This is a genomic window from Ursidibacter sp. B-7004-1 (assembly GCF_053654055.1).
The window spans coordinates 139,343-162,866 of sequence record NZ_JBSIUP010000001.1; the positions used below are offsets into that span (position 1 = coordinate 139,343).

At 37.4% G+C, this 23,524-nt stretch carries 16 protein-coding genes and 1 pseudogene; 12 read left to right on the forward strand and 5 right to left on the reverse strand.

Annotated elements, in window-relative coordinates:
- Positions 1–40: 40 nt before the first annotated feature.
- On the forward strand, positions 41–2,281 hold the full coding sequence (locus ACWIW0_RS00675; protein WP_454451783.1) for a DUF2357 domain-containing protein: 2,241 nt from the start codon (positions 41–43) through the stop codon (positions 2,279–2,281).
- A gap of 141 nt (positions 2,282–2,422) precedes the next feature.
- A pseudogene (locus tag ACWIW0_RS00680) lies at positions 2,423–2,848 on the forward strand (N-6 DNA methylase); the annotation flags it as partial.
- A gap of 31 nt (positions 2,849–2,879) precedes the next feature.
- Here ACWIW0_RS00680 and ACWIW0_RS00685 read toward each other — a convergent pair.
- The 3 genes from ACWIW0_RS00685 to pyk all read right to left on the reverse strand — a co-directional run bounded on the left by ACWIW0_RS00685 (position 2,880) and on the right by pyk (position 8,292).
- A complete protein-coding gene (locus ACWIW0_RS00685) occupies positions 2,880–4,436 on the reverse strand; it encodes a SulP family inorganic anion transporter (protein ID WP_454451784.1) in 1,557 nt (518 codons plus the stop codon).
- 152 nt (positions 4,437–4,588) lie between these two features.
- Positions 4,589–6,535 carry an exodeoxyribonuclease V subunit alpha gene (recD, locus tag ACWIW0_RS00690; RefSeq protein WP_454451785.1) on the reverse strand — a complete coding sequence of 649 codons (1,947 nt, stop codon included), beginning with the start codon at positions 6,533–6,535 and terminating at the stop codon, positions 4,589–4,591.
- A gap of 317 nt (positions 6,536–6,852) precedes the next feature.
- Positions 6,853–8,292 (reverse strand): pyruvate kinase, encoded by a 1,440-nt coding sequence (gene pyk / locus ACWIW0_RS00695; RefSeq protein WP_454443168.1) that lies wholly within the window; start codon positions 8,290–8,292, stop codon positions 6,853–6,855.
- Between the two features lie 148 nt (positions 8,293–8,440).
- Here pyk and sixA point away from each other — a divergent pair, with 148 nt between their 5' ends.
- From sixA to ychF, 9 genes are all read left to right on the forward strand, one after another.
- Positions 8,441–8,932, forward strand: a complete 492-nt coding sequence (gene sixA, locus ACWIW0_RS00700) for a phosphohistidine phosphatase SixA (protein ID WP_454451786.1) — start codon at positions 8,441–8,443, stop codon at positions 8,930–8,932.
- Positions 8,933–9,080: 148 nt separating this feature from the next.
- Positions 9,081–9,620, forward strand: coding sequence for a translation initiation factor IF-3 (gene infC / locus ACWIW0_RS00705; protein ID WP_157395042.1), 540 nt, complete (start codon positions 9,081–9,083; stop codon positions 9,618–9,620).
- A gap of 115 nt (positions 9,621–9,735) precedes the next feature.
- Positions 9,736–9,933: a 50S ribosomal protein L35 gene (gene rpmI, locus ACWIW0_RS00710; protein WP_005596065.1), complete on the forward strand. Its 198-nt coding sequence runs from the start codon at positions 9,736–9,738 to the stop codon at positions 9,931–9,933.
- A gap of 95 nt (positions 9,934–10,028) precedes the next feature.
- On the forward strand, positions 10,029–10,382 hold the full coding sequence (gene rplT / locus ACWIW0_RS00715) for a 50S ribosomal protein L20 (RefSeq protein WP_005714486.1): 354 nt from the start codon (positions 10,029–10,031) through the stop codon (positions 10,380–10,382).
- 75 nt (positions 10,383–10,457) lie between these two features.
- Positions 10,458–10,988 carry a hypothetical protein gene (locus tag ACWIW0_RS00720; RefSeq protein WP_454451787.1) on the forward strand — a complete coding sequence of 177 codons (531 nt, stop codon included), beginning with the start codon at positions 10,458–10,460 and terminating at the stop codon, positions 10,986–10,988.
- 81 nt (positions 10,989–11,069) lie between these two features.
- Positions 11,070–16,835 carry an Ig-like domain-containing protein gene (locus ACWIW0_RS00725; RefSeq protein ID WP_454451788.1) on the forward strand — a complete coding sequence of 1,922 codons (5,766 nt, stop codon included), beginning with the start codon at positions 11,070–11,072 and terminating at the stop codon, positions 16,833–16,835.
- 287 nt (positions 16,836–17,122) lie between these two features.
- The gene (gene thrS / locus ACWIW0_RS00730) at positions 17,123–19,054 is read left to right on the forward strand and encodes a threonine--tRNA ligase (RefSeq protein WP_454451789.1); all 1,932 of its coding nucleotides are present in this window, start codon (positions 17,123–17,125) and stop codon (positions 19,052–19,054) included.
- A 160-nt stretch (positions 19,055–19,214) separates the two neighbouring features.
- Complete coding sequence (pth, locus tag ACWIW0_RS00735) at positions 19,215–19,799, forward strand: aminoacyl-tRNA hydrolase (RefSeq protein WP_454445994.1); 585 nt, start codon at positions 19,215–19,217, stop codon at positions 19,797–19,799.
- Between the two features lie 69 nt (positions 19,800–19,868).
- Positions 19,869–20,960, forward strand: coding sequence for a redox-regulated ATPase YchF (gene ychF, locus ACWIW0_RS00740; protein WP_157395270.1), 1,092 nt, complete (start codon positions 19,869–19,871; stop codon positions 20,958–20,960).
- Between the two features lie 30 nt (positions 20,961–20,990).
- On the opposite strand, the gene ACWIW0_RS00745 is transcribed toward ychF, so the two are convergent.
- Together ACWIW0_RS00745 and argR are read right to left on the reverse strand one after the other, a co-directional pair.
- On the reverse strand, positions 20,991–21,890 hold the full coding sequence (locus tag ACWIW0_RS00745; RefSeq protein ID WP_454451790.1) for a TIGR01777 family oxidoreductase: 900 nt from the start codon (positions 21,888–21,890) through the stop codon (positions 20,991–20,993).
- Positions 21,890–22,351, reverse strand: coding sequence for a transcriptional regulator ArgR (argR, locus tag ACWIW0_RS00750; protein WP_454447100.1), 462 nt, complete (start codon positions 22,349–22,351; stop codon positions 21,890–21,892). Before argR ends, ACWIW0_RS00745 begins: the two co-directional genes overlap by 1 nt.
- 198 nt (positions 22,352–22,549) lie before the next feature.
- Between argR and mdh the strand changes: the two genes are divergently transcribed.
- Complete coding sequence (gene mdh / locus ACWIW0_RS00755; protein WP_157395273.1) at positions 22,550–23,494, forward strand: malate dehydrogenase; 945 nt, start codon at positions 22,550–22,552, stop codon at positions 23,492–23,494.
- Positions 23,495–23,524 lie beyond the last annotated feature (30 nt).

Below are 23,524 nucleotides of genomic sequence, written 5' to 3' on the forward strand. Positions count from 1 at the left end.
TAAGCATAACTTACAATTTCACATAATCAGTAATGTCAAAATGAAGATCTATTGCAATTCACAGCCTCATTTCTCTTTTGAGATTTATTGTACTAATCTCAATGTTCGCCAATCTCGATATATAGAAACCTTAAAAAAACGAAAGAAAGAAATCGCTCTTTACTATTTGCAAATTAATCATCAAAAGCAACCGCTTGAGGAGCCAATCTTCTTTGAAAATAGTCGTTATGATTTTGAATTTTTCTTTCATAATGAGGTAAAAAAAGTATGCTTAGCTCATAAGTTGAACAGTGTAAATGATGCTTTTCGTTTTAATTCACAACGGAATTTGTTGATCGGTTCAGTAGATACAGGAAATGATATTGGTTGGTTTCATTTGCCTTTAAATTATGAGTTAGCTGATGGATCAACACATACTTTTGATTTTGCTTTTGAAGTTCTACCAAGCAAAATGGATTTGCATTCCGATTTACCTCAAATGTATGCCGATATTGACGAACATTACCCGCTATGGCGTTTTAATTTGGTTGAAAAAGCGGAGCAATCTGTTCAAGGTAGTCGCAAGCGAGTAGATTTCTCATTGCTCTGGTTTGCTCAATTTCAACGTTTACAAGCTGATTTTGCAGCAGCCTTAAAGGTGATCGCTAATAGCCCACACAACCGACTACAAGTAGTAGAAAAATATCAAAGAGCGGATAAAATCAAAGGGAAATTGCCAGAACGTACCGCAATGAAAATCCGCAATGATATACAAAATGGCTTATGGCATAAGCGTTATGCTATTACGGAGAAAACGTTATCCGTAGATACGCCAGAAAACCGTTTTGTCAAAATGGCAGTTAATCGTTCTTTAAAAATCTTGGCAAATTTCGACCGCACTTTAAGTCAGGAAAATGCGAAAACTAACCGATTATCTGAGGCTTTTTTCCAGCGATTAGAGGAATGGCAAAAGCCTTTGCGCTTATTTCAAGATCAACCTTTTTTACAACAAGTTGGCGATTTTCAGGGGCTAAGTAAAGAAAGTTTAGTATTACAACAGCGTTCAGGCTATCAGCGAGTTTTTCAAATTTGGCAAGAACTAAAGCATTATCTTGATATTTTTGAGCGAAATAATGCCGAAATTTCACAAAAATCTGTGGCAGAGCTTTATGAAGTATGGTGCTTTTTGGCATTACGCCGTTGCTTGCTTAAATGTGGTTTCAATGAAAAGCATCGGAAAAAGGCGTTGTTAGCCCAAGCTGATGATTTTAGTTTAATGATGAAAGATGGTATTCGAGGTGCATTTCATTTTGAGAAAGATGGTGTAAAAATTCGGTTAGCCCACGAACCTAAATTTGGTAAAAATAATCAAACGATCAAATCCTTTGTAACACCACAAAAGCCAGATATTTTCTTAGAAGTGATTTTTCCAAATAAGCTACGTTATATTTGGCTGTTTGATGCAAAATACCGTATAAAAACAGAGCAATCTAAAGACGAAAATGATGATATTGAGCATATTGATTATGTGCCAGATGATGCGATTAACCAAATGCATCGCTATCGTGATGCGTTGATTTTATTGGATAATTCACAGCTTACACCCAAATCTCGCCCTGTGTTTGGTGCTTTTGCTTTGTATCCTGGTTTTTTTGATCAAAAAGCGGTGGAAAATCCCTATCAAAATGCAATTGATGAAGTGGGTATCGGTGCATTTGCTTTATTGCCAACAGAAAATGGTGATCATTGGCTTACTGAATTTTTGAAATCTAAATTACATCTTAAACAGGCTCACGACAATTTGTGGCTACAACACGAAGCTCGTATTGCTGATCATGGTATGCAACAGACCTATTACAATAATTTAGTCTTTGTTATTGGTATTGGGCAAGATCGTTCTGCGGACTATTATAATCAATTGGAACAAGGAAAATTAGCTTGGTATCACACGCCAGTAGCCACTTTTGAGCTGAAATATCCTGATTATCTGGCGAGTGAAATCCGCTTTTTAGCCTTGGCGTATCAAGGTGAAATTCATCGAATTTATCCTGTAAAATCAGTACAAAAATTGCCACGTTCACAAATTACTGTTGAACAAGCTGGAGCAGAAAGTGAAAGTTCTGTGGAGTACTATTTATTTGAATTGGCAAGACCTTTGCTGTTAGAGCAACCAATTACTGATGTTCCACAATTAGATGAACAAGGTAAAGGATTTAGACATACGATGAAACTAACTACATTGGAAAAATTGGATAATGTGACGTCTTTTACTGCGTTGGATGGATTAGCAATTTATTCATAAAATATGATGTAGAAGATCAGACTTACTTTGACAATCATTATAAAAATCAGAGTTTCTCTATCACTCCAATTTCTTGCTAATAACATTAGCTATAAAAAAACCGCTTGGCTAATCAGTTAAACTGGCTAACCAAGCGGTGTATTTAAGCCGTATGCTGGTGTTTCAACAGCTGTATTGCTTTTCACAAAAGGTGGGACAACCTCGAAAGTATGGTTCTATGATGTGCAAGCGGACGGTTATAGCTTAGATGATAAACGTACACCAATTGAGCAGAACGATTTGCCGTTAGTGGAAAGAATGTGGCAGCAATACCGTGAAATGGTGCTAAGTAATCAAGAAGCGGAAATTCAAGCTCAATTTGGCGATAAAACCAAACCAAGTTTTGTGGTGGATGTGCAGGATATTATCGCAAATGGCTATGATTTATCCATCAATCGCTATAAAGAGGTTGTCCATCAGGAACAAGAATACGAATCGCCAGCAGTTATTATGCAACGTATTGAAGATTTAGAAACAGAGATTCAAGCAGAGCTGCAAGCACTTAAAATGTTACTCAATAGAAGCTAGTAGGAATCCCCGTCCTTTAGGGCGGGGAGCGTCAAATCCTACTCCTATGTTCTACTCTGACGTGGGTGTGTTCAATCCCATCTTGATGTTCATAATCATATTTAAAACCTTTTAATCTAACTTGAATATTATTTTCTTGAGCATAGACATTCGTAAAATCTTCAAGTAATTCTAAAATATCGCTTGCAATATAAATTGCTCGTTCAGCATTGATAGTGATTTTAGAATTAGGTTGAATATTTTTTAACGTTTTCTTCAATGCTGCTTTATTTAAAAAAGAGACTTCTTCACCTAGCTCTAACACAATATTATCGGCATCAGCCAATTCTTCTCGGCTTAAATAATAAGAACGTTTCATATTACCGTGCAAAATAAACAGAATACTAATAATTAAACCAATTCCTACCCCTTTTAATAAATCTAAAAAGACCACTGCAATCATAGTGGCAACAAAAGGAATAAACTGATAGATGCCTTTCTGCAAAAAATGTAGATAGATACTTGGTTTGGTAAGTTTGTAACCAATAATAATCAGAATGGCAGCTAAACTAGCAAGAGGAATTTTATTCAGTAGGCTTGGAATAGAAAGTACACAAATGAGTAATAGTAGCCCGTGAAAAATGGCAGAAATTTTATGGGTTGCCCCCGCATTTGCATTCGCAGAAGATCGAACAATCACAGAAGTCATCGGTAAGCCACCTAATAAAGACGCAATCACATTTCCAATACCTTGCGTGCGTAATTCTCGATTCGTATCAGTAATTCGGCGATGTTTATCTAAACGATCTGCTGCTTCAATTGAGAGTAATGTTTCAATAGAGGCAACAATCGCAATAGTAATTCCTGTTACCCAAACAATTTGGTTACTGAAACCTGAAAAGTCGGGAAAACGGATCAATCTTTCTGCTTGCTCTAAATTTTCTGGCACAGGGAGTTGCACTAATTGGCTAGTAGGAATAGCCAATGGGCTATTAAAATAGATAAAGCATTCATTGATAAGAATTCCCACAATCACCGCAATTAGTGCTGATGGCAGAATTTTAATTTTTCGTAGTTGTGGAATAAAATCCCAACCAATCACAATAAGTAAAGCGGTAAAAGCCACAATCAATGAGCCTAAATGAACGTGGATAATTGGATCAGAAAATACCGATAATAATTTGTCGCTCCCTAAGGCATAAGGCAGTTCTTTAATAATAATGATAACCCCAATACCTGCTAACATTCCTTCAATTACGGCAAAAGGAATATAATTTGTAATACTTCCTGCTTTGATAAGCCCTAGTAAGAGCTGAATAACTCCAGCAATTAAACCTGCACAGAGAAAGAGCTCAAAAGAACCTAATTCACTAATAGCACTTAACACTATTGCCGCTAACCCAGCTGCTGGCCCTGATACACTAATATGTGATGTACTTAACCACCCAATGACAATACCACCCACGATACCAGATACAATACCTGATAATGGTGGGGCACCTGATGCTAATGCGATGCCTAAGCAGAGCGGTAAAGCAACGAGAAAAACGACTAATCCTGATGCGAAATTTTGTTTAAGTAAACGTCCATTATTTTGAATGAGGCTCATAACTGCTGAATCCAAACCGTAAGAAAGGAGTATTATTCTACGCCTTTTAAACAAGAAAATATTTGGCTTACATCACAAATTGAGTGAGAAATTGAAATAAAAAGTAAGAAAGCGGTAGTTTTAGAGAAGATAAATGCCACTACCGCTTATCACTAATTAAAATTTGTTAGCTGTTCCATCAAACCACTTTGGCGTTGAATTTTCATACTTACCCCCTGTTTCCAGATTTTTTCATTACTAAATAGGGTAAAGTGGGATTTTGCTCGTGTTACTGCGGTGTACAGTAGCTCTTTACTGATTACAGGTGAGAACGAAAGGGGCATTATTAACAACGTATGAGCAAATTCAGAGCCTTGTGATTTATGAACTGTCATCACATAAGCAGGTTCGTTACTCGGTAAACGATTTACTGAGATACTTAAATAATCGCCTTTTTCTGTTTGTGTTTCAAAGTAAACTCGCAATTTGCCTTGCTCATCAGGGAGGATAATTCCAATATCGCCACTATAAATATTGAGTTGTGGGGCATTTTCAGTAACCAAAATAGGCTTACCGATGTAGTTTTCTCGGCTATGGCGGAAATGAACTAAGTGATGTTGTAATAATGCTTCCGCAATAGCGTGGTTCAACTTTTCAACGCCTAACTCACTGACTCGCAAAGCGGAAAGAAAACGAACTTGTTGAAAAGCAGTAAAAATAGCCTGAATATTTTCTTTTGTAGGTTCACTTCTATAATGTTTGACTTGTTGCAGGTAATCACGATAAAGCATCACCGCTTTTTTGACGACCATTTCTACACAATGTTGCGTCCAGAGTGGTTGTGTAGCAAATTCATTCACATTAGGATAGTTATATAAAGTAAGATCATTAAATTCAGATCTTGCAAAAATATCCCACGATCTGACCGCTTGTTGGGCGTTAATTTCTTTCGCCAGTTGCCCGATGCCAGACCGATCATCAAAGCGATAACTATGCCGTAAGTGACAAAGAGAATCACAAATAAAGGGCGGGTTTGTACTTTGGGCTGGAATAATTTCCCCTGTGGTTTCACTCAAATAATGGCTATGAGTAGGGCTATATCCCAAAGTTAAAAATTGCCCAAGCTCACTCATCATACTGCCAGCTTCTACGGACGCAAGCTGATCTTTATCTCCCAGTAAAATCACCCGAGTATTTGGTTTTAACGCATTGAGTAATTTATCCATCACAAACAAGTCAATCATTGAGGCTTCATCAACTACAATTAAATCAATATGTAGTGGATTTTGTGAATGATAACGTGGCGTATCACTATTTGGATAAATACCAATCAAGCTATGAATTGTCGAGGCTTTAGTCGGTACTTCATTTTTTAAGTTATCGGGTAAAGATAACTCTTGTAAACTTTGGTGAATAGACTCTTTCAAACGAGCAGCCGCTTTTCCTGTTGGTGCAACGAGTGCAATATTCAGTAAAGGTTGCCCAAGTTTGAGCTGTTTAAGTTGTAATGCGGCTAATAAAATGGCAACAGTACGAGTTTTGCCCGTTCCCGGTCCACCTGAAATAATACTAAATGGCTGTTTTAATGCCGTTGCCACCGCTATTTTCTGCCAGTCAATATTCTCTGATTTTTCTGGAAAAAATTGAGCGATAATCTGCTGTTCAAGTGTGAAATTTGTATTTTGTATCGGTAAACTGACCGCTTGTTGAAGATATTGTGCGATTTGATTTTCAGCTTGCCAATAGCGATAGAAATAAACCCGTTGATGTTGGAATAACATCGGCATTACTTTATTTGGATCATTGCTAAAAGCAATATGATTGGCTAACACACTTTGCCATTCAAGCGGTGAGATATGCTCAATTTTTTGCAAAATTGCATTACTCAATTCCCGATTATTTAAACCAAAAGGATTACTTGCCAAAGTAGAGTCTAATCGAACACAACTATGACCTTGCATTACATTAAAAGAGACTAAAGCACTAACCAAAATAGCTAAATTCTGTTGTAACGTTGAATAGCCTTGGTTTTGCTGTTTATTATCAATTAATTTAGCAAATTGATAATTTAACTCTGAGATCAATTTTTCCGATTTAAGATGAGCGAGTAGTGTTAGCATAATAGATAAGAGAACAAATAGATTGATGATAAAAATCCACGCATTTGCGTGGATCAGACTGATGACAAACCTTAATTTGTTGATTTAATGAGTGGACGCCAAGCGTGGCGTCCCTACAAAGAAAAACTATAACCAATTGAAAAATAGACATTTTATTTTTCCGTGTAGCGTGGCGTCCCTACAAAGAAAAACTATAACCAATTGAAAAATAGACATTTTATTTTTCCGTGTAGGGACGCCACGCTTGGCGTCCGAATGAAAACACTTTGTCAATAAACTGATCCACGCATTTGCGTGGATTTTTTATTGATGACTAATTATTCAACGCGTAATAAACGGCTGGTATTTGTACCGCCTTCTTTTAACTCATCACCGTGAGTAAGAAGAACCAAATCGCCAGTCATTAAATAGCCTTGTTCTTTTAACAATGCTAATGCTTTTTTCGCACCGTCAATAGTACGGCTATCTAAATCGTAGAATACTGGTGTTACACCACGATAAAGTGCTGCACGATTTAACGCTTTCTCATTACGAGAAAGAGCATAAATTGGTAAACCTGAACTGATACGGCTCATCAATTTTGCTGTTTCACCTGAATGTGTTAAAGCGATAATTGCACTCACACCGTCCATATGGTTTGCAGTGTACATCGCTGACATCGCAACCGCTTCTTCTACGGTACTAAATTTATCTTCCATACGGTGACGAGATACATTGATACTTGGCATTGTTTCTGCACCTAAGCAAACTTCCGCCATTGATTTTACAGTTTCAACAGGGTAGTCACCATTTGCTGTTTCGCCTGAAAGCATTACTGCATCAGTACCATCTAACACTGCATTTGCAACGTCCATTACTTCCGCACGAGTTGGCATTGGTTTTTTGATCATTGATTCCATCATTTGTGTTGCTGTAATCACCACTCGATTTAAACGGCGTGAACGGCGGATCAATTTTTTCTGAACGCCAACTAATGCTGCATCACCAATCTCAACCCCTAAGTCACCACGAGCAACCATAATTACATCAGCACCTAAGATGATGTCATTCATCGCTTCTTCAGTCGCAACAGTTTCAGCACGTTCTACTTTCGCAACAATTTTAGTATCTAAACCTGCTTCGTGAGCTAATTGACGTGCATAGTGTAAGTCTGCGCTTGATTGTGGGAAAGAAACAGCAAGATAATCAACACCAATTTTTGCGGCTAATTTAATATCTTCTTTATCTTTCTCTGTTAAAGCTGGAGCAGATAAACCACCACCTAATTTGTTAATACCTTTATTGTTTGATAATGGACCGCCAACAGTTACTTCAGTAAAGACTTTTGCTCCATCAATAGAAAGTACTTTTAACTGAACATTACCATCATCTAATAACAGAATATCGCCTGGTACAACATCATTTGGTAGATTTTTATAATCTAAACCCACTGATTCTTGTGTACCTTCACCTTTTGGTAAATCTGCATCAAGGGTAAATTTATCACCGATATTTAAGAAAATCTTCCCTTCTTTGAAGGTTGATACACGAATTTTAGGACCTTGTAAGTCACCAAGAATAGCAACGTGTTTACCTAAACGTTTAGCAATTTCACGCACCTTTTCAGCACGATCGATATGATCTTGTGGTACACCGTGAGAGAAGTTCATACGAACCATATTTGCACCAGCAGCAATAATTTTTTCTAAAGTATTGCCACGGTCAGTTGCAGGACCCATTGTACAAACAATTTTGGTTCTTCTGAGTTTACGAGACATTATTGAGTTACTCCATTGATAATAGTTAAAAATAATCGAAATCTTTCAGAGTCGTTGCGAGAACAATAGAAATTGCTTGCAACCACAAAAAACGGGGAGCATTATACGCTTAAATCGTTTTAGTTTAAATATAAGAAGGGGAAGAATAATGAAGATTTGGGTAATGCGACACGGGGAAGCAGCTTTTAATGCCTCATCTGATAGTCAAAGGACATTGACAAAAAATGGGGAAGTAATGGCGTATGAGCAAGGTCAATGGTTAGGAAAAAGACTGCTAGATCAATCAATTACTTTTGATAAGATTATTGTCAGCCCTTATTTACGCACCCAACAAACCGTAGAACATCTTTGCCAAGGAATGCAAGCGGCAGGATATATGCAAAGTTTTGCAAATATTATCGAAACGTGGCAAGGAATTACCCCATCGGGCAATCCTAATAATGTGATGGATTATCTCTCTTTTCTAAATGAAGAAGGTGCAAAGCATATTTTAATTGTTTCTCATCTTCCCCTAGTTTTTGATTTAGTTCAACATCTTACTCAATATCAACAAAGTGTACATTTTTACCCTGCCGTAATTGCTGAAGTAGAATGGAATAGCAGAAATGGGAATCTGATCACAACAGCTTTTCCTAGATAACATCATTAATTGAAGTTATTTCCCTTGCATAGCAATATGAAATCCCGTAAAATTCCGCCCGTTTTGCTCTATTTAGGGCGTGTAAAAAGAAATCATATCTTCTGCAAGCGGTATGATCGTTAGAAAAATTTACTAGAGGAATAGGACTATTAAACCTGTAAAACGTGTTCAGACAAATCGCGCTCATCGTCTTAATGATGAAATTCGCGTAAAAGAGGTTCGTTTAACTGATCAAGATGGCGAACAACTTGGTATTGTATCAATTCAAGAAGCATTAGCAAAAGCTGAAGAGGCTGAGTTAGACTTAGTTGAAATTAGCCCAAATGCTGAACCACCGGTTTGTCGTATTATGAACTACGGTAAGTTCATCTACGAGAAAGAAAAAGCTGCAAAAGAGCAGAAGAAAAAGCAGAAAGTTGTACAAGTGAAGGAAATTAAATTCCGTCCTGGTACAGACGAAGGCGACTATCAGGTAAAACTACGCAGCCTGATTCGCTTTTTAGAAGATGGGGATAAAGCTAAAATTACTGTTCGTTTCCGCGGACGTGAGATGGCTCACCAAGAAATTGGTATGGACGTGCTAGAACGTGTTAAAAACGATTTAGCAGAGATTGCTGTGGTAGAATCTGCTCCAGGCAAACTTGAAGGCCGCCAAGTTGTAATGGTGCTTGCCCCTAAGAAGAAGTAATTAGTGCAATTCAAGTAAAGTAAGCGGTTAGATTTGTAATATATTTTGCAAATCTTATCGCTTGTTTTCGCCTAATTATTGGTTATTAACAAAAACAATGCGGAGTTTTTAAACAATGCCTAAAATTAAAACAGTACGTGGTGCTGCGAAGCGTTTCAAGAAAACAGCTTCTGGCGGTTTCAAACGTAAACAATCTCACTTACGTCACATTTTGACTAAGAAAACCACTAAACGTAAACGTCACTTACGTCACAAATCAATGGTAGCGAAAGCAGACCAAGTATTAGTAGTAGCGTGCTTACCATACGCATAAGCCGCTAAGTAAGTTAAACGTACGTTAGAAATTCTTAGTAGAACACAATGTTTTGTGTTCATTAAAACGAAATAGACAAATTAGGAGATTAAATAATGGCTCGTGTAAAACGTGGTGTTATTGCAAGAGCACGCCATAAGAAAGTTCTTAAGGCTGCTAAAGGTTATTATGGTGCACGTTCACGCGTGTATCGCGTTGCTTTCCAAGCAGTAGTTAAAGCTGCTCAATATGCTTACCGTGACCGCCGTCAGCGTAAACGTCAATTCCGTCAATTATGGATTGCTCGTATCAACGCTGCAGCTCGTCAAAACGGTTTATCTTACAGCAAATTCATCAATGGCTTGAAAAAGGCATCTGTTGAAATCGACCGTAAGATCCTTGCTGATATCGCAGTATTTGACAAAGTTGCTTTTGCAGCATTAGTTGCTAAAGCAAAATCTGCTCTTTAATTTTTTAAAGAATAGAGATAGGCACCGTAACAGGTGCCTTTTTTGTATCTATTTTTATTATTTGAATGAAAGTCAATGCAAAAGCTCATTATTATTCGTGGACATTCAGGTTCAGGTAAATCAACTTTTGCTCATCAAAAGATCGTTGAGTTTAAAAATACTTTTTCTAATGCAATTATTTATCATATTGAAAATGATAAATATATGATAAAAGGTGGTGTTTATTCTTGGACAAGAACAGCTTATGTACAAGCAAAACAATCGGCTAAGCAGGATATTCAACAGGCATTTCAGCAAATGGCGTTAAACCCGACACTAAATATCCTTTTGGTAATTAGTAATGTGGGAGCAAATAGACGAGAAATTGATGAGTATTTGAGTTTGGCTGAAACTTATAAGATAGATATTGAAATTTATCGAATGCAAAATTTCTTTAGAAATCAGCATAATGTCTCATTATCGATCGTTTGTAAGATGTATCTTGATATTTTAGCAACACCATTACCGAATGAAATACTCATTCCTGCAGTTAAACCGATGTCTCCTTATATTAAGAAAAGATTACAGGAAATAGTTTATTCAAAATGTTATTGTAAATATAATTAAAAGATATATAAATTTGAGCTAAAATTTATATCTATCAGATTTTATTTTCTATTTTTTATTTTGGCATTAGGGTTATTTTATATGTCCACTTATACTGTTCACATTCTCTTATCCGATCAACTTTCTCCAACTATTATTAATTTGCCTTCAGGAGAAATCAGTGAATTGCCCTTGTATAAAGATGCGGTTTACAAAGTATTTGATGAAAATGGTAATTTAGTCGTTGAGCTAGATGGTGCATCATTGGAAGAAAATCAATCTATTTTTGTAGATGGGCAGCAGAAAACAGCAATTCGATTTGAACGTGCAGAAGTACCTTTTGCGGATTGGAGTGCTGCATTAACAGGCACTGCGTTAGTAGCAGGAGCTGTGCTAGCAACACAGGTCTATAAAAAGGTTTTAGATAACAATAATCACAATTCAAAACCGTTAGAGCCACAACCTCAGCCTGAACCACAACCTCAGCCTGAACCACAACCTCAGCCTGAGCCACAACCTCAGCCTGAACCGCAACCTCAGCCACAACCTCAGCCTGAACCGCAACCTCAGCCACAACCTCAGCCTGAACCGCAACCTCAGCCTGAGCCACAACCTCAGCCTGAACCACAACCTGAGCCTCAGCCTGAACCACAACCTGAGCCTGAACCGCAACCTGAGCCTGAACCACAACCTCAGCCTGAACCGCAACCTCAGCCTGAACCACAACCTCAGCCTGAACCACAACCTCAGCCTGAGCCGCAACCTCAGCCTGAACCACAACCTCAGCCTGAACCGCAACCTCAGCCTGAACCGCAACCTCAGCCTGAACCGCAACCTCAGCCTGAACCACAGCCTCAGCCTGAACCGCAACTTCAGCCTGAACCAAAACCTGAGCCAGAACCAGAACAACCTAAGCCTAAAATTATTATCAATGATATAGCTAGCGATAACATCTTAAATAAAGCGGAAAGTTCCGCTGAAGTTGTTTTAACTGGACGTGTGGAATATCAAGGCTCGCAATCCATTAAGTTACAAGCGGTCATTAACCAAAAGAAATTTGCAGTTACCTTAAATTCGGATAACTCGTGGAGTGTTAATATTCCAGGTGAAAAATTAAAGCAGAATGAAGGTATAAATAACCTAAAAGTGATCGCTTCCTTATCAAATTCTGAAACGATCCTTACAGAAGAAAATAAAGAATATAGCGTTGATACAATAATCGGAAAACCAATCATCAAAATTAATGGTATTACCGATGATGATATTATCAATGCAGTGGAATCCAAAGATGCTACGATAAAAATTAGCGGTACGGTAACCAATACAGCCCATTCAGAAGTTAAAGCCACAGATAAAGTCATTCTGAAATTAGGCGACAGTACACAGGAAGTGACACTCGTAGAGAAAAATGGTGAGTTTACTTTTGAAGCAGATGTATCTACAACATCTTTGGTGAAGCATACTCAAATTACTGCTGAAATTATGACTTCAGATAGTGCCAAAAATAGTGACACAACAGAAGTATCTCGTAGCTATCAAGTAAAAAATAGCATAGAGAAGCCAGAACTCACTATTGATGATATTACAGGTGATAATAAAATCAATGTAGCGGAAGCCAAAACCAATATTACGATTTCAGGTACGGTAAAAAATGGTTTTAATGGGCAAAAAGTAATCTTAACCTGCGGTTGCCCAAGTTGTACAGGTACTAAATGGACAGATTTAGAAGCTATTATTAGTGAGGGTAAATTCCAAGTCGATGTAAAAGGTGCGGATTTAGTCGCTGCTGCAAAAGATAATAAAATGAAGATAAAAGCAAACTATACAGCGGTAGATGAAGCCAAAAATAGTGCTAAGGCAGCGGAAGTTGAGAAAGAGTATAGTGTTGATACTAAACAACCTAAAGTGAGCGTAACTATTGATCCTATTGGAACGGATGGTGTTATTAATATTGAAGAAGCGAAAGCTAGCACAATAAAAATAACAGGGAGTTTTTCAGCTGGTCGTGGCATTTTCCCTGTCGGTAAAGCAGAATTAATTATTGGTTCAGATAAAATACCTTTAACATTTAATGGTACAAACTTTAGTGTAAATGTTGTAAAAGAGATGTTATTAAAAAATCAGCATACAGGTTCAATTGGTATTAAAGCTGTATTTTTTGATGAGAGTGATTTTGCGAATTTTGATGGAATAACCATTATTTCAGCCCCGAATAGCGATTCTTTACCCGCAACATACCGCTTCGATCTAGAACCACCCAAATTAGGTATTACGGTTAATCCAATTCCAACCATTAATTTGGAAGTGGCAAAACAGCCAATTACGCTATCAGGGCAATTACATTTTGATAAAGCCAAAGTAGATGAAAAGAGCGTACAGGCGGAAATTACAATTAACGGCAAAAAACACCAAGCAGTGCTTGATTTAGAAAATAGCAGTTGGAGTTTAACCTTGCCTGCTGGGGAGCTGACTGCGAAACAAGGTCAGTCTGAAATTCAAGCGGTAATTAAAGCCAACAGTTTTACAGGTAATAGCGGAGAACATTCCGCAACAGCAAATTACAATGTTGATACGATTTTACCGATAGCCACTGTTGAATTAACAGTGGGTGATAATAATCGTATATTGAAAACGGCGACAGGGGATGTGGCTATCACAGGTAAAGTCAAAGGGGATTTCAAAGTTGGCGAACTGGTTACTCTTACATTTAACGGTCAATCCCAATCCGTTGAAATTAAAGATGGCGGTAGCTTTAGCACAAGCATTCCAGCCAGCAAATTATTAGAAAACAGCTCGCAAGGTATTAGCATTCAATATCAGCATAGCGATGATGCGGGTAACGTTGGCGTATTTAGTGGCACGCAATCTTACGCTGTCGCAACGGCAGATATAGGTATCAGTTTAGAGCCTTTAACGACAGATAATTTTATAAATGTAACGGAAGGTCAAAAAACGATTACCTTAAAAGGTAAGGTATGGGGGAATGATTTAGGAAATAACCCTACGGTAACGGTTGAGGTTAATGGACAAACTAAAACAGCAGTGGTGAACGGAAAAGATCTTAGTGTTACTCTCACTTTAGATGAATTAAGAGATACTTCAAATTACACTCTGAAAGCAACAGTACAAGGGCAAAGTAATGCTACCGCAGAAACTAAACTTCAATATGATTTAGACCCGAATTTAATTGCTAGTATTAAGATTGAGAATATTGGGGATAATTTTATTGTAGATGCAATTAATACTCGTAGTATTCGTATTAATGGTTCTGTTGAATTTGATGGTATTTATGCCAAGGGGCAAAATGCACGTTGGTTAAAAACGATTAATGTGAATATCGGTGATAAAGTTTACACTGTTGGTTTTGATAGCAAAGAAAAAACATTTTTTGTTGATGTTCCTCAAGCAGATTTTGAAATGTTGGATGGAAAAACAATTACTGTCGATTTTAACGATAGCCGTCAAACCTATTTCCCTAAAACACCAGTGGATTTAGTTGCATCAACAAATGGTTCACCATTTAAAATGGTTAAACCGACGCCTGAACCAGAAATTAAAATAAAATCTTTAAAGTTAATGAGTGAAAATCATCTAATTCAGAAAATAGATGGTGAAGCTGGTTATTCTCGTTCTATTCAAGAAAATAAAGTTTTGGTGTCAGATGATTATAAGTTAAATCAAACAGATAATAGCATTGAACTAAGTAATAAATTTGAATCAATGGAAATTAAAACAACAGTTACAGAAAATAATCAGTATTTATTCAAATTACCTGAAGATTTTGATATTGTTACTGTTACTGGAAAGGTCAATGGGCTAGTGAAACAAGGCGATAAGATTGATTTACATCTCAACAATGGTGTGGAAGTAAAAAACTATAAGGATATAGAAGTAAATGCGGATAAAACATTTAGTGCAAAAATTTCAAGAAAATATTTTGAGGCATTTAGCGATGGAAAAATTATAGATAAATTATCTTACCCAGCTATTACCGCAGTATTAAAGGTGAATAATGGGCTAGGAAAAGAAGTTGAAGTAAGTGATTTAGCTCATTTTGCTTCAACCAAGCCAACTAGTGATGTATTTGTGAATAAGTTAACTCAGGCTAATACTAATGTAGATCTACCATATTTTATTAAAGGCGTAAATTCAAATCAAAACCAAGGTTTTTTAACTAGAATTAATTATGGAGGAAATGGAAAACCTTTAGTTTTAAAATATCATTTTGCAGATAAAGAAAGCTCAAATGCTCAAAATCCTAATACTAGCATATCTCAAAATGGAACATATGTTGATTTTTCGGATAAACATAAATCTATCATTGAGCAAGCATTTAAAATTATTTCTTCCTACATTAATATTGAATTTATTAAATCAGATGAGAAAATTAATCCAAACGAAGGAATAACGCTTTACCAATCTAGTTTTGTTAAAAATTATGAATCGTCCATAGCTCTTGCATATTCAGGAGGAAATTTATATTGGCAGAAAGGTATGATTATTTCGGAAGCTGAAAAAGAAAATGCGACAGAAATTGAGAGATTGTATAATGAAGATAGAGTGTTACGTATTGCCTTACACGAAATTACACATAATCTTCAAATGCAGCATACAGAGTATTATGCTAATTTTGAGAAGAAAATTGTAGAAAATTTTGAAACAGAAGCATCAAGTGAATTTACGTTAATGTCTTACAATGTAAGTGCTGAAGCAGAGTCATTAAGAGATTTACGTATGTACGATTTAGCTTTCTTACACTACCGTTTTGGTGTGAATGAAAAACAACGCGCTGGTAATGATGTCTATACGTTTAAAAACTATGATTATTATTCTTCAGATGGAGCTATTTATATTTGGGACGGTGCAGGCGTTGATACTTTTGATGCGTCTCACGAAGATAAAGCTGTTCACGTTGATTTAACGCCAGGTTCTTGGATTTATCGTGGAGAAAATAAAACTAAATATTTAGTTTTAGAAGGAGAGGACAAATTAAGTAGGATAGATAATTATTTTACTGAGAAAGATGAACCAAATATTAGTTCTGTTCGAGGCTATTTGGATTATCAATCTTCTGAAATTTTCAGATTAACTCAAAGAGGTACAAGTGAAGAGGCTGTCAAGTTTAACAACTACACCAAAGACCAAGCCTTTATCGGTTTTGGTACGCAAATTGAAAATCTGATTGGTTCAAAACATAATGATGAATTGATTGGTAACAAAGCGGATAACAATATCTCAGGTGGTGCTGGTGATGACATTATCAAAGGCGGTGAGGGTAATGACTACCTAGATGGTGGAGTAGGTAACGACCAGTTATACGGTGGCTTAGGCGATGATATTTTTGTGGTGGATTCAACAAGCGATACGGTTACGGAAAATGCGGATGAAGGTAATGACACTATTTACAGTACGGTAGATTTTACCCTACCAACAAATGTTGAAACGCTAATTTTAATCGGCAATACCGCTAAAAATGCGACAGGTAATGATGGCGATAATACTTTAATTGCGAATAACAATGGCAACACGTTGAACGGTGCAGGTGGTAATGACCGATTGATTGGTGGTTTAGGGGAAGATACCTTAACTGGTGGTGCTGGAAATGATGTTTTCGTATTTAAGACGGTGTTAAATGGTAAAGTTGATACCATTACCGACTTTAAATCAGGCGAAGATAAAATTGAGCTTTCAAGAGATATTTTCTCATCGTTACTTGAGCAAACCTCTAATTTGAGTGATTATCTGAAATACGATGCTACGGAGAAAACCTTATCTTATGATCCTGACGCATTAGGAAATGCAGATCCAATAATTTTTGCTAAAGGATTAACAGCCTTTGATCTAGCGAAAGATGTGATTATTGTATAGATAAAGAAAATGAGTAGTGTGGCGAATGTTCACACTACTCATTTATTTTTAGGCAGTGATTCGCTTTTCGTTATAGCAAAAATTTGCTAAAATCTAACCGCTTTTTCGTCCGCCCATTTGTGAGGGCGAGTAAAGCTCAGTTTTATATACAATAATCAATTAATAAATCGCAAAAAATTATCGGAATCTAGCCGCTTGCAAGCGGTTTTTTGTTTTCCATTTTTTGCAAAATGTTCAATCTCAACAAGTAGCCTTTCGTATGGGTTACCACTGTATAAGGATTAAAAATGCCAATTATTACTTTACCAGATGGCTCTCAACGCCAATTTGATCACCCCGTTTCTGTAATGGACGTTGCCCAAAGTATCGGTGCCGGTCTTGCTAAAGCAACTATCGCAGGGCGTGTAAACGGTGAACGCCGTGATGCATCAGATATGATTCACGAAGATGCAACCTTAGAAATTATTACCGCAAAAGATGAAGACGGTTTAGAAATTATTCGTCACTCAACAGCTCACTTGCTCGGTCACGCAATAAAACAGCTTTTCCCAAATGTTAAAATGGCGATTGGACCAACGATCGACAACGGTTTTTATTATGACATTGATTTAGATCGCTCTTTAACTCAAGAAGATATTGATGCGTTAGAAAAACGTATGCTTGAGTTAGCAAAAACCAACTATGACGTAGTGAAAAAGCCAGTAAGTTGGCAAGAAGCTCGAGATACTTTTGAAGCTCGTGGCGAGCCGTATAAAATGGCTATCTTAGATGAAAATATTGCAAAAACAGATACGCCAGCGTTATATCATCACCAAGAATATATTGATATGTGTCGTGGTCCACACGTCCCGAATATGCGTTTTTGTCATCACTTCAAATTGATGAAAGTCGCAGGGGCTTACTGGCGTGGCGATAGCAAAAATAAAATGCTACAACGTGTTTATGGTACGGCTTGGGCGGATAAAAAACAGCTTGCCGATTACTTGCACCGCTTAGAAGAAGCGGCTAAACGTGATCATCGTAAAATTGGTAAAGCCTTAGATTTATTCCATATGCAAGAAGAAGCTCCAGGTATGGTGTTCTGGCATAATGACGGTTGGACGATTTTCCGCGAACTTGAAACCTTTGTTCGTACTAAACTTAAACAATACGACTATCAGGAAGTAAAAGGTCCATTTATGATGGACAGAGTATTGTGGGAGAAAACAGGTCACTGGCAAAACTATGGTGATTTAATGTTCACTACTTCTTCGGAAAATCGTGAGTACGCAATTAAGCCGATGAACTGCCCAGGGCATATTCAGATTTTCAACCAAGGTCTAAAATCTTATCGTGATCTACCATTGCGTATGGCGGAGTTTGGTTCTTGTCATCGTAACGAACCGTCAGGCTCATTACACGGCATTATGCGTGTGCGTGGTTTTACCCAAGATGATGCACATATCTTCTGTATGCCAGAGCAAGTGGAAAGTGAAGTAACTTCGTGCATTAAAATGGTTTACGATATTTATAGCACCTTTGGTTTCCAAAATATCAAAGTAAAACTTTCAACTCGCCCTGAAAACAGCATTGGTACTGATGAAATGTGGGCGAAAGCAGAAGCGGATTTAGCCGCAGCGTTAGTTGCAAACGGGCTAGAATATGAAATTCAAGAAGGCGAGGGGGCATTCTATGGGCCGAAAATTGAATTTACTCTCCACGATTGCTTAGATCGTGCGTGGCAATGCGGTACGATCCAGTTAGACTTCTTCTTACCAGAGCGTTTAAATGCATCTTATGTTGCTGAAGATAATGATCGTAGAACGCCAGTGATGATCCACCGTGCGATTTTAGGATCACTTGAGCGTTTTATCGGGATCATCACTGAAGAATATGCGGGTTTCTTCCCTGCTTGGTTAGCTCCAACACAAGCGGTGGTAATGAACATTACCGACAGTCAAGCGGATTATGTTCAACAAGTAGTGAAAGCTTTATCTGATGCAGGTATTCGTGTAAAAGCGGATCTACGTAATGAAAAAGTAGGCTTTAAAATTCGCGAACATACTCTACGTCGTGTTCCTTATATGCTCGTATGTGGCGATAAAGAAATCGAAGCAGGCAAAGTTGCAGTGCGTACACGCAAAGGGGCTGATTTAGGCACGTTTACCATTGCAGAATTTACTGAGCTACTCAAAAACCAAATTAGACAACGTGAATTGAAGTTGTTGGGTGAAGAGTAATTCGTAAATTTTAACTAAAAAGACACCGCTTATCAGGCGGTGTTGGATTATTGAAGGTAGTATGGGGCTAATGTAATTAGCCCCTACGGTTCTAATGTTATTTGTATCGTAGGGGCAAATCATATTTGCCCTTAAACTATCGAGATAGGAATTTATCGCAATGTCGCAAATTAAGTTAATTGTAGGGCTTGCTAACCCTGGGGCGAAGTATGAAGAAACTCGTCATAATGCAGGGGAATGGTTAATTAACGAAATTGCCCGAATGTATAATGTGAGCTTAAAAGAAGAAGCTAAATACTTTGGTAAAGTGGCTAAAATCAATACAGCTCAAGGGGAGGTTCGCTTACTTGTTCCTACCACCTTTATGAATTTAAGTGGTAAAGCAGTAGGGGCATTGGCTAACTTCTACCGTATAAAACCTGAAGAGATTTTAGTGGCTCACGATGAGTTAGATTTGCCACCTGGTATCGCTAAAATTAAGCAAGGTGGCGGACACGGTGGACATAATGGATTAAAAGATATTGTAGCAAGTTTAGGCAATAACAATAACTTTTATCGTGTTCGAATTGGCATTGGACACCCAGGACACAAAGATTTAGTCGCAGGTTATGTTTTAGGTAAACCATCACCAACGGATAAACCATTGATTGATGCAGCGATTGATGAAGCAAGTCGTTGTATTGATTTATTATTTAAAGATGGCATTGTGAAAGCAACCAACCGCTTAAATGCTTTTAAAGCATAAACATTGGTAAAAAAATTAGTAAAACTGACCGCTTGAGCGGTACATAAGTTACTCAAAATAGGAAAAATTATGGGATTTAAATGTGGTATTGTCGGTTTGCCAAATGTGGGTAAATCAACACTTTTTAACGCTTTAACCAAAGCAGGAATTGAAGCAGCAAATTATCCATTCTGTACGATTGAGCCGAATACAGGTGTTGTACCAATGCCTGATCCACGCCTTGATGCACTGGCAGAAATTGTTAAACCAGAACGTGTGTTACCAACAACAATGGAATTTGTTGATATTGCTGGTTTAGTGGCAGGAGCAAGTAAAGGTGAAGGCTTAGGTAATAAGTTCTTAGCTAACATTCGTGAAACCGATGCAATCGGACACGTTGTTCGTTGTTTTGAAAATGATGATATTGTTCACGTTGCAGGGAAAATTGATCCACTTGATGACATTGAAACGATCAATACAGAGTTAGCCCTTGCCGATTTAGATAGTTGTGAACGAGCTATTCAGCGTTTACAAAAGCGTGCAAAAGGTGGCGATAAAGAGGCTAAGTTTGAGCTTTCTATTATGGAAAAAATCTTACCTGTCCTTGAAAATGCAGGAATGATCCGCTCCGTTGATTTAGATAAAGACGAATTACACGCTATCAAAGGGTATAACTTCTTAACCTTAAAACCAACAATGTATATTGCCAATGTGAATGAAGACGGCTTTGAAAACAACCCTTATCTTGAAAAAGTAAGAGAATTTGCTGCAAAAGAAGGTTCTGTGGTTGTGCCTGTATGTGCTGCTATTGAAGCAGAAATTGCGGAATTAGAAGACGAAGAAAAAACAGAGTTTTTACAAGATCTTGGTATTGAAGAACCTGGATTAAATCGTGTTATTCGTGCAGGTTACGCATTATTAAACTTACAAACTTATTTCACCGCAGGTGTAAAAGAAGTGAGAGCTTGGACTGTTTCAGTTGGGGCAACTGCACCAAAAGCGGCAGCTGTTATTCATACTGATTTTGAAAAAGGTTTTATTCGTGCTGAAGTAATTGCTTATGATGATTTCGTTCAATATAAAGGTGAGAATGGAGCAAAAGATGCAGGAAAATGGCGTTTAGAAGGTAAAGATTATATTGTTCAAGACGGTGATGTAATGCACTTCCGTTTTAATGTGTAAATCAATTTTTTATAAAGGGCTAAACTTAAATTAGCCCTTAGTTTTTCTAAAGTGATTATTCAAATATTTTTCAAGTGTGTGATATTGAAATTCAAACCCTTCATCGAGTAACTTTTGTGGAATAAGCGGTTGGTTATCTAATAATAATTGCGAACGCTCACCAAGCCCTAGTTTTAAGATAAAACTAGGAACGCTAAAAAATGCGGGACGTTTTAATACTTTAGCAAGTAGGCGGTTAAAATCAGTATTACTGATGCTATTAGGGGCAACTAGGTTATAAGCCCCTTTGCTCTGTTTATTATTCAGCAGAAATAAAATTGCCCGAATATGATCATCTCGTGAAATCCACGCCCAATGTTGTTTTCCGTTACCTAGTTTTCCGCCTAAGCCTAATTTATAGATAGGTAGCATTTTTTGTAACGCACCACCTGCTTGGTCTAAGACTATGCCTGTCCGTAATAAGCAAACTCGTGTTTGTGAGCTTTCCGCTTGGAGAGCCATTTCTTCCCATTGTTTGCAAAGCAAAGCAGGGAATTGCATACCGCAAGCGGTTTGTTCATCATATTTTTTTGTAAAACTTAAATTTCCATAAAATCCAGTGGCAGAGCCTGAAATAAAGGTATGAGGCGGTTGTTCACTTTTATGGAACAGTTCTACTAATTGCTTGGTGATAGTTAATCGACTAGAAAGTAGCTTTTGTTTTTGTTGCTCTGTCCAAGGTTTATCAAAAATCGGCTCACCTGCTAAATTGATGACTGCATCAAATTGATTTAAATTTTGGAAATCGGCAAGATTTTGGCAGTAACTTACCGCTTGTTGAGTTGTCAGGGATTGACGGGTTAAGACAGTAAGATAATGACCTTGGTTAATCAATTCTTGGCAAAGAGCTGTTCCGATAAAGCCTGTTCCCCCTGTAATGAATATATGCATTAGAGCGAACTCTCAAATAGGTCAGTAATATTGTGAATAAGTGTGGTGATACTTGTTTCGCGTGTTGGCGTAATAAAAATGGTGTCATCTCCAGCAATAGTACCTAAAATACCCTCTGCTTTTCCCATTGAGTCAAGTAAACGAGCAATAAGTTGTGCAGCGCCAGGGCTAGTGCGTACAACCACTAGCACATCATTATGATCAATATCAACAACCAAATTTTTTAATGGGCTTGATGTGGTTGGAACACTCAATTCAGCAGGCAATTGGTAAACCATTTCCATTTTTGTGTTGCGTGTACGCACTGCACCAAATTTAGTGAGCATTCGTGATATTTTAGATTGATTAACGTGAGTAAAACCTAGTTCTTGTAGTGCCGTAACGATTTCACTCTGTGAACCAAATTTTTCTTCTTTTAAAAGGGCTTTAAATGCTTCTGAAAGTGAATCTGTTTTTTCCACTGTGATTTCCTTATTATTCATTAAGATTTAAAAATATGCTGAATTTTTGTTTATTTATGCAAAAAAATCAATCTGAATAGGCTTTTTTTCTAAAAAATTTGCGGTAAGTCGCAAAATTTAATTTTGATATTTGAATATTTGCACGATTTTACATACACTTTAAGCATCTCATTTTTATATTCAAGTAAGGAGAACCCTATGAAAGTGGCAGTTTTAGGTGCGGCAGGCGGTATTGGTCAGGCATTAGCACTATTACTTAAATTACAGTTACCAGCAGGTACTACATTAGCGCTTTATGATATTGCTCCTGTTACTCCAGGTGTAGCAGTAGATGTGAGCCATATTCCAACAGCGGTAAAAGCAACGGGATATAGCGGTGAAGACCCAACTCCAGCATTAGAAAATGCAGATTTAGTCTTAATTTCAGCAGGTGTTGCACGCAAACCAGGAATGGATCGTTCAGATTTATTTAATATCAATGCAGGTATTGTGCGTAATTTAATCGAGAAAGTGGCAGTGGTTTGCCCGAAAGCCTGTGTCGGTATTATTACTAATCCTGTCAATACAACTGTTGCAATTGCCGCAGAAGTGCTGAAAAAAGCAGGTGTTTATGATCCGCGTAAATTATTTGGTGTTACTTCACTAGATGTATTGCGTTCAGAAACCTTTGTCGCAGAGTTAAAAGGTAAAGATGTAAATCGTATCAAAGTACCAGTGATTGGTGGGCATTCAGGCGTTACTATTTTACCATTACTTTCTCAGGCTTATGAAGCAGATACCATTCACTTTACTCCAGAAGAAGTTGAAGCATTAACCAAACGCATTCAAAATGCGGGTACCGAAGTAGTTGAAGCAAAAGCTGGTGGTGGATCTGCAACACTTTCAATGGCACAAGCTGCTGCCCGTTTTGCTCGTTCTGTACTAAAAGGCTTAACTGGCGAAGAAGTAACAGAATATGCTTATGTTGAAGGTGATGGTAAATATGCTCGTTTCTTCGCACAACCTGTTCGTTTAGGACGTAATGGTGTTGAAGAATTATTACCTATTGGTGAATTAAGTGCTTATGAACAAGCCGCTATTGATGCGATGATCCCAACATTGAAAGCAGATATTGAATTAGGTGAAAAGTTCATTAACGGATAAGACTTGAATTTAGTCTAAAATGTCGTCATT

Coding starts and splice junctions, on each gene's coding strand:
- mdh (WP_157395273.1), top strand. CDS start 22,550: ATGAAAGTGGCAGTTTTAGGTGCGGCAGGCGGTATTGGTCAGGCATTA.
- rpmI (WP_005596065.1), top strand. CDS start 9,736: ATGCCTAAAATTAAAACAGTACGTGGTGCTGCGAAGCGTTTCAAGAAA.
- thrS (WP_454451789.1), top strand. CDS start 17,123: ATGCCAATTATTACTTTACCAGATGGCTCTCAACGCCAATTTGATCAC.
- recD (WP_454451785.1), bottom strand. CDS start 6,535: ATGCTAACACTACTCGCTCATCTTAAATCGGAAAAATTGATCTCAGAG.
- ACWIW0_RS00720 (WP_454451787.1), top strand. CDS start 10,458: ATGCAAAAGCTCATTATTATTCGTGGACATTCAGGTTCAGGTAAATCA.
- ACWIW0_RS00725 (WP_454451788.1), top strand. CDS start 11,070: ATGTCCACTTATACTGTTCACATTCTCTTATCCGATCAACTTTCTCCA.
- sixA (WP_454451786.1), top strand. CDS start 8,441: ATGAAGATTTGGGTAATGCGACACGGGGAAGCAGCTTTTAATGCCTCA.
- rplT (WP_005714486.1), top strand. CDS start 10,029: ATGGCTCGTGTAAAACGTGGTGTTATTGCAAGAGCACGCCATAAGAAA.
- ACWIW0_RS00685 (WP_454451784.1), bottom strand. CDS start 4,436: ATGAGCCTCATTCAAAATAATGGACGTTTACTTAAACAAAATTTCGCA.
- ACWIW0_RS00675 (WP_454451783.1), top strand. CDS start 41: ATGAAGATCTATTGCAATTCACAGCCTCATTTCTCTTTTGAGATTTAT.
- pth (WP_454445994.1), top strand. CDS start 19,215: ATGTCGCAAATTAAGTTAATTGTAGGGCTTGCTAACCCTGGGGCGAAG.
- ACWIW0_RS00745 (WP_454451790.1), bottom strand. CDS start 21,890: ATGCATATATTCATTACAGGGGGAACAGGCTTTATCGGAACAGCTCTT.
- ychF (WP_157395270.1), top strand. CDS start 19,869: ATGGGATTTAAATGTGGTATTGTCGGTTTGCCAAATGTGGGTAAATCA.
- pyk (WP_454443168.1), bottom strand. CDS start 8,292: ATGTCTCGTAAACTCAGAAGAACCAAAATTGTTTGTACAATGGGTCCT.